The sequence below is a fragment of the Frankia gtarii genome, from assembly GCF_025403375.1.
Taxonomy (GTDB): Bacteria; Actinomycetota; Actinomycetes; order Frankiales; family Frankiaceae; genus Frankia; species Frankia gtarii.
Genome location: NZ_JAMPTM010000263.1, coordinates 1 through 9,171, shown reverse-complemented (window position 1 = coordinate 9,171; position 9,171 = coordinate 1). Strand labels below are relative to the sequence as shown.

General features: G+C 74.6%; 6 protein-coding genes and 1 pseudogene. All 7 read right to left on the bottom strand.

Going from position 1 to position 9,171, the window contains the following annotated elements:
* Positions 1 to 100 precede the first annotated feature (100 nt).
* On the bottom strand, positions 101 to 1,294 hold the full coding sequence (gene dnaN, locus NBZ83_RS26255) for a DNA polymerase III subunit beta (protein WP_261565248.1): 1,194 nt from the start codon (positions 1,292 to 1,294) through the stop codon (positions 101 to 103).
* Between the two features lie 40 nt (positions 1,295 to 1,334).
* Positions 1,335 to 3,953 carry a sensor histidine kinase gene (locus tag NBZ83_RS26250; protein ID WP_261575994.1) on the bottom strand — a complete coding sequence of 873 codons (2,619 nt, stop codon included), beginning with the start codon at positions 3,951 to 3,953 and terminating at the stop codon, positions 1,335 to 1,337.
* A gap of 73 nt (positions 3,954 to 4,026) precedes the next feature.
* The gene (gene manB, locus NBZ83_RS26245; RefSeq protein ID WP_498041080.1) at positions 4,027 to 5,088 is read right to left on the bottom strand and encodes a mannose-1-phosphate guanylyltransferase; all 1,062 of its coding nucleotides are present in this window, start codon (positions 5,086 to 5,088) and stop codon (positions 4,027 to 4,029) included.
* A 158-nt stretch (positions 5,089 to 5,246) separates the two neighbouring features.
* Positions 5,247 to 6,167: a glycosyltransferase family 2 protein gene (locus NBZ83_RS26240; protein WP_261565320.1), complete on the bottom strand. Its 921-nt coding sequence runs from the start codon at positions 6,165 to 6,167 to the stop codon at positions 5,247 to 5,249.
* 162 nt (positions 6,168 to 6,329) lie between these two features.
* Positions 6,330 to 7,460: a glycosyltransferase family 4 protein gene (locus NBZ83_RS26235; protein WP_261559565.1), complete on the bottom strand. Its 1,131-nt coding sequence runs from the start codon at positions 7,458 to 7,460 to the stop codon at positions 6,330 to 6,332.
* A gap of 82 nt (positions 7,461 to 7,542) precedes the next feature.
* Complete coding sequence (locus NBZ83_RS26230) at positions 7,543 to 8,919, bottom strand: glycosyltransferase family 4 protein (protein ID WP_261565245.1); 1,377 nt, start codon at positions 8,917 to 8,919, stop codon at positions 7,543 to 7,545.
* Between the two features lie 52 nt (positions 8,920 to 8,971).
* A pseudogene (locus tag NBZ83_RS26225) lies at positions 8,972 to 9,171 on the bottom strand (hypothetical protein); the annotation flags it as partial.

Here is a 9,171-nt window from a genome sequence, read left to right as displayed (position 1 = left end):
ACCCCCGCACCCTGACCGCCCGCACGCCCCGCTGACCCGCACGCCCTGAGCGCTCGGCCGGGGCCCTGAGCGCTCGGCCGGGCCCGGCCGGTCGCCGGGTTCAGCTGGGCGAGCCGGTACGGATCGGCATCAGCAGGTAGCGGAAGGCGCCCTCGTCGACGGGACCGCCACCGGGCTCGCGCACCCCGCCGCTGTCCTTGCCGGTGAGCACCGCCGGCCGGGCGGTGGCCTCGGCCGGGTCCGCGGCCACGAACCCGATGGTCGCCTCGTCGTCCTCCACGGCCCCGAGCCCGTCCAGCAGGTACGAGGGGTTGAACAGCACGGACAGCTCGGGCCCGGAGTATTCGACGGGGATCGTCTCGCTGGCCTGAGCCCCGCCGCCGTCCCCCGCCTCCGCGACGACCTGGTCCTGGGTGAAGGTGAAGCGCAGCGGCGCGGTCCGCGTCGCGACCACGGCCACCCGGCGGACCGCCGCGGCGAGTGCGGCGGTCTGCGCGGTGACCGTGTACGCAGCCGTCTCGGGCAGGAGCTTGCGGTAGTTGGGGAAGGTGCCGTCGATGAGCCGGACGATGGTCTGCCGACCTGCCGCGGCCAGGCCCAGCCGGGCGCCCGCCGGGTCGGCGAGGTCGAGCCCGATCACGATCCGGGAGGCGGAGGTGGGCGTGCGGGCCACCTCGGCGAGCACCTTCGCGGGCACGTGCGCCAGGGCCCAGGGATCATCGACGGTCGGCTGCCACGGGATGGCGCGCACCGCCAGCCGGTAGCGGTCGGTGGCCGCCAGGATCAGGCCACGACCAGAGATCTCCAGCCGGACCGCGGTGAGCACCGGCACCGTCTCGTCCCGCCCGGCCGCCGGTGCGACCTGACCGACCGCCGCGGCGAACCCGAGGGTGTCCACCTCGCCGATGGGTGCGGGGAAGCGCGGCAGCTCGGGATAGTCCGCGAGATCCATCAACGGGACGGTGAAGCGCACGCTGCCGCAACGCAGCACCAGCCGGTCGCCGTCGACGGCGACCTCGACCGTCGTCGCGGGCAGGCTGTGCACGATGTCCGCCAGCAGCCGGCCGGGCACCAGGACCCGGCCCGGTTCCTCCACCGCCGCCGTCACCGGCGCCCGCACGGCCACCTCGGCGTCGAAGGCACAGATCAGCAGGCCGGTGCCCGGCTGGGAGTCGGCCGCCTCGAGCAGCAGGCCCGTCAGCGCGCTCGGAGTCGGACCCGGGCGGCTCGGGAGATGTCGGGCGGCCCAGCCGGTCGCGTCGGCGAACACGTCGCGTTCCACGCTGAACCTCATGGGGCCGATTGTCCCCGCCATCGGCCGAATATTGCCGCATTCACCGATCGGTGTTGGCCTTCGCCCGGCCGGCGTCGCGTGGGATGCCCGTCGCCGGGTCCATGGCGGCGGCGGCGGTTACCGCCCAGCTCAGCTGCAGGCACAGCTGGCCGTCGTCGTCGTCCACGCTGACCGTCACGGCCGTGGCGCCCGGCCGGTGTGCGTCGTCGGGGACACCCTGACCAGTGATCGCGCGAGCCCAGTCCGGCGGGATCGCGGCGCCCGCCATGGTGAGCGTGAGGCTGCCTCCGGTGGCATCGCAGATCAGGGTCAGCAGCGCGCGGCGGGCCTGGATCGCCCGCAGTGCCTGCGGCAGCAGGGCTTCCAGCTGGGCGCGCACGGGCGCCGGAGCCGCCCGCAGATCCCCGGCGATCTGGGCGTCGATGCGCACGCCGCGCGATTCCGCGTCGAACAGCGCCGGCGCAAGGTCACCGAGCGCGGCCGCGTGACTGGCGACGAGGGTGCGGCGGATCATGGCGGCGAACCGCCGGCACCGCTGGCGCACCGCCAGGTCACGCGGATCGAGCAGCCCGTCACACACCGCCGCGAGCAGCGGCAGTACCTCGCACTCGATCATGCCGAGCGCCCGCGCCCGATCCATCCGGATCCGGACCTCGGCCTCCCGCCCGGCCGTGAGACGGGCTTCCTGCCCGAGGGCCCGGGCCGTCGCGTCCGCCGAGCGGCGCAGCACCGGACCGCCCATCGCCGCCATGATCTGCAGCGCCACCAGGCCGTTGAGCGCCGACAGGAGCTGCGCGAACGGCAACGGCCCCGCCGCGGCTCCGAACACCGTGACACCGGCGAGCGTGGCAGCCGCACAGGCCAGGGCGGCGATCCACTCCGCCGGCGGCCGGGACACCGTGACCTGCATGAGCAGCAACGGCAGCACCAGCACCGGCCAGACCGCGAGCCGACTCGCCGTCGGATCCGCGGTGCCGACCAACGCGGCGGTGGCCACCGTCACCGCGAGCCCGCACGCCAACAGGCCCAGAGCCTCGACCCGGGTGGCCGGGCGGCGGCGCACCCGCCGGGCCACCAGCCCGACCGCGGCGCCGAGCAGGAACCACAGCCCGATGGCGACCGGGGATCCGCGCAGCCCGCCGGGCAGCACGAGCAGTACCGACCCGGTGAACGGGTACCAGATCGCGACGGCGGTCGCCACGGCGCGGCGCAGGCTCGCGGTGTAGGACCGGCGCAGCTCCTCGGCGGACGGCAGGCCTGGTCCCCGTTCGCGGGCGTGAGCCGACCTACGGCCGGGCAGCGCACGGGGCAGCCAGGCAGGCACGACCCGGCGGACAGCGGCCGACCCTGCCGATCGGGGCGACCCGCCCGCGGCGTCCGGGGCGACGCCGGACGCGGCCCGCGCCCAGGTCAGCATCACCCGGGTGCCACGGCCGGGGGCGGTTACCAGCCGGACGCGACCGCCGACCTCGGCGAGCCGGGCCTGCACCGAGCGGCTCAGCCCAAGCCGATCGGCGGGCACGGCGGCCGGGTCGAAACCCCGCCCCTCGTCGCGCACCATCACCCCGACCGCGGTCGGGGTGCGGTGCACGGTGACCAAGGCCTGGCCGGTGGCGGCGTGCCGGCGGACGTTGGACAGCAGCTCGGCGGTCGCGGCGGCCAACGCGGCGGCCACCTCCGGCGGCAGCTCCTGCCCGCTGGCGTTGCCCGACAGCAGGGAGCCCTGCATGCCGACCGTGCCGGTCCGGCCGAGCCGCACCCGCAGCCCACGCAACCGGGCGGCGTCGGCGACGGCGTCGAGCCGGGCGTCGAGGCTGCGCGCGCCGTCGCCGGGTGGAGCGTCGAGCAGCCCTCGGACGGCGGCGATGGCGTCCCCGGCCTGGGTTCGCGTGAGCCGCGCGTCGCCGCCGCCCCAGGCGATGCCGGCGAGGGTGTTGAGCACCGTGTCGTGCAGGACGCGTTCGCGCTCCCGCTCCGCGCGGGCACGGGCCACGGCGATCATCTCCGCCCGCTCATGGTCCGCCGCCGCCCGTAGCTGGTCATCGGCCCTGCCCGCGGTCACCCGCAGCCGCCCCACCCCGAACCGGACGAGCAGGGACAGGAAGGCGATGAGCAGGATGGCGACGGCGACCCGGCGGTGCGACCCGCCGGGGTCCGACGCCGAGCGGGCCGCCACGGACGCCGACCAGCCCGCATCGGTGGGCACAGCCGCGGCAAGCCGGCCAGCCAGGCCCACCCCACCCGCCAGGGCCGCACACAGGGTGACCAGCACGCCGGCGAGCACCCGCCGGCTGGTCATCGCGCCTGCGACCAGGGCGGCGTGGGCGCAGCCGAGGTAGATCCAGGTCCCCGCGCCACCGACGGACACCGCCGGCACAGCGGCGCCGGCGGCGAGCGCCCCGGTCGCGCCCACGCCGACGTTGGCGAGGACGAGGCCGGTGCCGAACCTGCCGCGAAGGCTCAGCGCCACGTAGCCGAGCCCCCACGCGAGCACCAGCAGCACGGCGGCGAGCCCCACCGGGTGCTGGCTGTACCAGGACCACCACACCGCCAGGTACAGCGCCGTGGTGACCATGCCCAGCACCCGCAGCACGGCGAAGGTCCGCACGAGGACGGCGGTGAGCGCGTCCGATGCGCTGAGCGATGCGCTGACGAGCACGGACCTCAGTCTGTCCTGTCGGATCAGGGCATATCCGACGATCGGCCGCAATGGCTGGCCGAGATCGGCCGGGTCAGGTGCGGTCGGAGCTGAACCGCACCGCGCCGGCGGTGAGGACCGCGCCCGGGAACACCCGCGCGCCGGCCCGCAGCTCGTTGCCCCCCTCGATGACGGCGCCGTCACCGACGACCACGCCGTCGAGCACGACGCCGGGGCCGATCACGGCATCGCGACCGATCACACTGTCCCGCACGGTGGCGCCGGCCTCGATGATCGCCCCGTCGAAGAGCACGGCGCCGTCGACCGCGGCGCCCGTGCCCACCCGGCAGCGCGCCCCCACGGTGGCACCGCCGCTGATCTTGGCGTCGGCGGCAACGACGGCGCCGGCCAGAACCAGGCAGTCCCCGACCGGGCCGGGCAGCGCCGAGGAGACCATCCGGCCGGTCACCAGGTCGCGGCTGCCCTGGACGAACGCCGCCGGCGTGCCCAGATCGAGCCAGTAGGTGCTGTCCGGGTAGCCCATGACCGACGTGCCGGCGGCCAGCAGGCCGGGGAAGGTCTCCCGCTCGACCGACACCGGCCGACCCACGGCGATGGAATCGATCACTGAACGGCGGAACACATAGCAGCCGGCGTTGATCAGGTTGGTGGGCGGATCGGGCGTCTTCTCGAGGAACTCGGTGACACGACCGTCCGCGTCCACCGGCACCACGCCGAAGGCCCGCGGATCGGACACCTCGGTCAGGTGCAGGGTGACCGCGGCGTCCGCCGCGGTGTGCCGACGGATCAGCGCCCGGATGTCCAGGCCGGACAGGATGTCACCGTTGAAGATCACGATCGGGTCGTCGGGGCCGCCGCGCAGGCGCCCGGCGACGTTGCGGATGGCGCCACCCGTGCCCAGCGGCTCCGTCTCGGTCACGTACTCCAGCTCGAGGCCGTGGGCGGACCCGTCCCCGAAGTACTCCTCGAAGACCTCCGCGCGGTAGGAGGTGGCAAGTACCACCCGGTCGATCCCGGCGTCACGCGCCCGAGCCAGCATGTGCGCGGTGACCGGCACCCCAGCGACCGGCAACATCGGCTTGGGGGCCGACATCGTCAGTGGTCGTAGACGGGTCCCCTGACCGCCGACAAGCATCACTGCGTCCATGGAGAGTCAGTGTCGCAGGGCATGGGGTAGCTCTTGGAGACGGATGGGCAGCGGGACCACTACCCGAACGTGCCGCCATGGGGCAGATACGATCTGTTTACCGTCTGGTCACGCCACGCGCCCGGGTGCCCGAGCACCGCCGAGGCTCATCCGCCGGGGGTGATCCCGCGGTCGGTGAGCAGCTCCGCGGATCGGGTGGCCCTGGCCCCGGCGCTGTCCTTGGCGAAGGCGAGGGCGAGCAGCAGCCGGGCGCCGAGCCCGACGCCGAGCAGCAGCCGCAGGGGCGCGCGCCCCGGCCCCGGGTACTGTCGGGACAGATAGCGGAACATGCTGCGATGGTGGGCCACCACCATCCGCCGGGACGACCGCTTCGTCGAGTGCCCGCCGAGATGCTCGACGACCGCGGTGGGCACATACACCGACTGCCAGGACGCCACCCCGATCCGCCGGCCCAGGTCGACGTCCTCCATGAACATGAAGTACGACTCGTCGAAGCCGCCGACCGCCTCGAACGCCTCCCGGCGCAGCAGCTGGCAGGAGCCGGACAGCCAGCCGGCGGTCATCTCCCGCGGGGCACCCCGCTCCCGCCGGTAGGAGGCGGTCCACGGATTCGTCGGCCAGCACCAGCCGAACAGCGCGTGGCCGATCCCCCGCCCCAACGACGGCAGGTCGCGGGCCGACGGGTAGAGAGCACCGTCGGGGTTGGTGATCCCGGGGCCGAAGGCGCCTCCACCGGGCCAACGCCGCGCCGCGGCGATCAGCTCGTCCAGCGCGCCCGGTCGGAACGCGATGTCGGCGTTGGAGATCACCAGCCAGGGTGCGCCAGCGCCGGCGGCGCCCCTGTTGATGGCGCTGCCGTAGCCGAGGTTGCGGCCCGGGCGCAGCAGCCGCACCTCGGGGCGCTCCCCCGCCGCGCCGGTGCCCGCGTCGAGCTTCGGAGAGTTGTCGACGATGACGGCCTCGTAGGCCCGGGTCGTCGCCTTCGCCAGGGAATCGAGAAAAGCTCCGATGATCTCCCCGGACCGGAAGGTCACGACGACGACCCGAATCTCCGGCTCCACACCCATGTCCTCGCCCGCCCGTCTCACCGGCCCGCCCGCCTCGCCGGCCCGCCTGTCATCCGTCCGATCGGCACGGCCCGCGCCGGCAGTGGTGACCGTCGAGCGGCATCCGTGCCGAGAAGACCGTAGCGCGCCCTTTGCGGCGGTCTTCGCCCCGGGGTCGGGCGCTCAGCGCTCGGCTACGGCCCGCGCGTAGCTCGCCAGGTGAGCCTCGGCGCTTGCCGCCCAGGTGAACTCCCGGGCCCGCGCGAGGCCCGCCTGACCAAGCTGGCGGCGGCGCTCGGCATCGTCGAGCAGGGCACCCATCTCGCGGGCGATCGAGTCCGGATCCGGCTGGGTGTAGGCGACGGCGTCCCCGCCGACCTCCGGCAGCGACAGTCGCGGGGTGGTCAGCACTGGCGCACCGCAGGCCATCGCCTCCAGCACCGGCAGCCCGAAGCCCTCGCCGTGCGACGGGTAGGCGACCAGCGACGACCCGCCCAGGTACCCCGGCAGGTCGGAGAAACGCAGGTAGCCGGGCCGGATCACCCGCAGGTGGCTGGGCACCGAGGCGACGGCGGCGTCGACGTCGTCGTCCCAGCCCGAACCGCCGGCCAGCACGAGGGCGGGCGGCTCGTCACGCCAGTGCACCGCCTCGGCCCAGCCACGGATCAGGTTCGGGACGTTCTTGCGCGGCTCCAGCATGCCGAGGAAGGCCACGTAGCGCGCGTCGCCGAGGCCGAGGCGGCGGCGCACGCGCAGCTTGTCCTCCTCCGTCGGCGGGTGGAACGTCGACGTGTCGACGCCGTGATAGGCAACGTCGGTGGTCGTCGACTCGCCGTCGAGCACGCGGATCAGCTCGTCACGGGTCGCCTTCGACGGAACGATGATCCGGGCGGCGCGGCGCACCGCGGTACGCATGGCCGAACGGAAGAACGTCCCCTTCACCGCCGTGTGCATGTCTGGCTCGGTAAAGAAGGTGACATCGTGAATAGTCACGCACACGGGCTGCTGCGCCCGAAGCGGCATCGTGTAGTGCGGTGAATGGATGACGTCGGCATTCACCTGCTCCGCAACCAGCGGCAGCCCGGTCTGCTCCCACGCCAGCCGCGCGGGCCGGTGGGCGATGGCCGCCGGCCCGGACAGAACGGTGGCATGAGGAGCCATCCGGCTGTAGCGCTCTTCGTCCGACCGTTGGCAGACCAGCGCCATGTCCGCACCAGCCGCGCCGAGCGCCGCGACCAGCCCGTCGACATAACGCCCAACGCCACCACGGTCGGCCGGGACCGAAGTCGCGTCGACGAGCACCCGGGGTCCCACGGCGCTCCTTCCCTGACGCGCCACCCTCGCAGGGGTGGCCGCTTGCTTCACGGTGACCGCTTGCTTCCCAACGGGGGCAACACTACGCCCGCCCGTCAGCGGCGACGGACACGGCAGGGGAGCCGCCGACTCGACGGTAGAGCGCCCACGTCGCCTCCGCCGCCGCATTCCAGGTAAATGCCTGCGCGCGCGTGCGTCCGGCATCCGACAGCCGCCCGCGCAGGACTGGATCGCCGACGATCCGGGCCACCGCGGCGGACAGCGCGGCGGCGTCGCCGACGCCTGCCACCAGCGCGGCGTCCCCCGCCACCTCGACCAGCGCCGGGGCATCGGAGATCACAACCGGCACTCCGTGCGCCATGGCCTCCACCACGGGCAGGCCGAACCCCTCCGACTGGCTCGGCGCCAGCAGCACCCCGGCCCGCGAGAGCACGACCGCGAGATCCTCGTCACTGATTCGCCCAAGAGTGCGGACTCTGGAGCCGTCCAGACCGTGCCGCGCCGCCTCGGTGCGCACGTCGAGCCCGCCCCAGCCGGCCGCGCCGACGTGCACCAGCGGCAGGCCCGGATCGTCGGGTCGGCGCAGCGCCGCGAGCGCGGTGTCCAGCCCCTTACGCGGCTCCAGGGTGGCGAGGGTGAGCAGATAGCCGCCCGGCGGCGGCAGGCCCAGCCGAGCCGCGCGGGCGTCGGCGTCAGGCGGCACACGGACAACCGCCTCGGCCACCCCCTCGCCGATGGCGTGCAGCCGCTCGGGGGGAATCGGCAGATGCCGGGCCACCTCGGCGGCGACGGCAAGAGTGGGGACGATCACCGCGTCGGCGTGCCGGGCGGCGCGCTCGCCCATCAGCCGGTGCCAGCGGGCACCGTGCGGGGTCAGCGTCTCGGGATGGGTCCAGGGCACCGCGTCGTGGATCGTCACGACCAGTTTTGGCCGGGGCCGGCGGCGGTCGAGCGCGTCACCGAGCGCCGGGGCGACGCTGTGTGCGGCCCACTCGGCCAACGGCGGTCGCACCGGACCACCCGCCGACCGGCCGCCGGACCGGTCGGACTCGGACCGATGATCGGCCGCAGACCTGCCGGATTCGGACCGAGTGGATATGCCAGACCGGCCGGAACCGCGCAGGGCGTCGACCAGCGAGCCGGTCGCCCAGCCGGCGGTTCCGCCCGCGGGCGGAAGCAGCAGGGTCGGCGCGTGGATGACGTCCACCCCGGTCGGCGCGGGACCGACGCCGCGCGACCAGGCCGTGGCCAGCGCCCGTCGGGGCAGCCCGAGGCGCAGCGGGCCGAGCACACCCGGCAGGCTCGCGGCGTCGATGCTGCGCCGCGCGGCACACCAGCCGACCACCCCGTCCCCCGGCACGGCACGGCGGGCGAGGGCGGTCGCGAGCTCGGCGGAATAGCGGCCGGTCCCACCCGGAACCGGCGCGAGCAGCTGCTCGACCAGGAAGCCCACACGCACGGGTGACAGTCTCCCCTGCCGCTCGACGGTCCCGGTTCGCGGGTTCGTCGACTCAGCGCTGGCGGCTACGCAGGGCAGCGGCGACCATGATTACGCAGAACAGCCCGCCGGCGAGATAGCCCCACCAACGTTCGCCGTCGACGGCGTTGGCCGCGGCACCCCCACCGAAGATGATCAGGCCGAAGAGCAGCACCGTGAGCAGGGCGGCGACCGCCCGCTGGGCGGTGCGGGAGCTCGGTGGCGGGGGTGGGC

Excerpts from the sequence above, each read along its gene's own strand:
- manB (WP_498041080.1), bottom strand. The coding sequence starts at position 5,088 with ATGCTTGTCGGCGGTCAGGGGACCCGTCTACGACCACTGACGATGTCG.
- NBZ83_RS26240 (WP_261565320.1), bottom strand. The coding sequence starts at position 6,167 with ATGGGTGTGGAGCCGGAGATTCGGGTCGTCGTCGTGACCTTCCGGTCC.
- dnaN (WP_261565248.1), bottom strand. The coding sequence starts at position 1,294 with ATGAGGTTCAGCGTGGAACGCGACGTGTTCGCCGACGCGACCGGCTGG.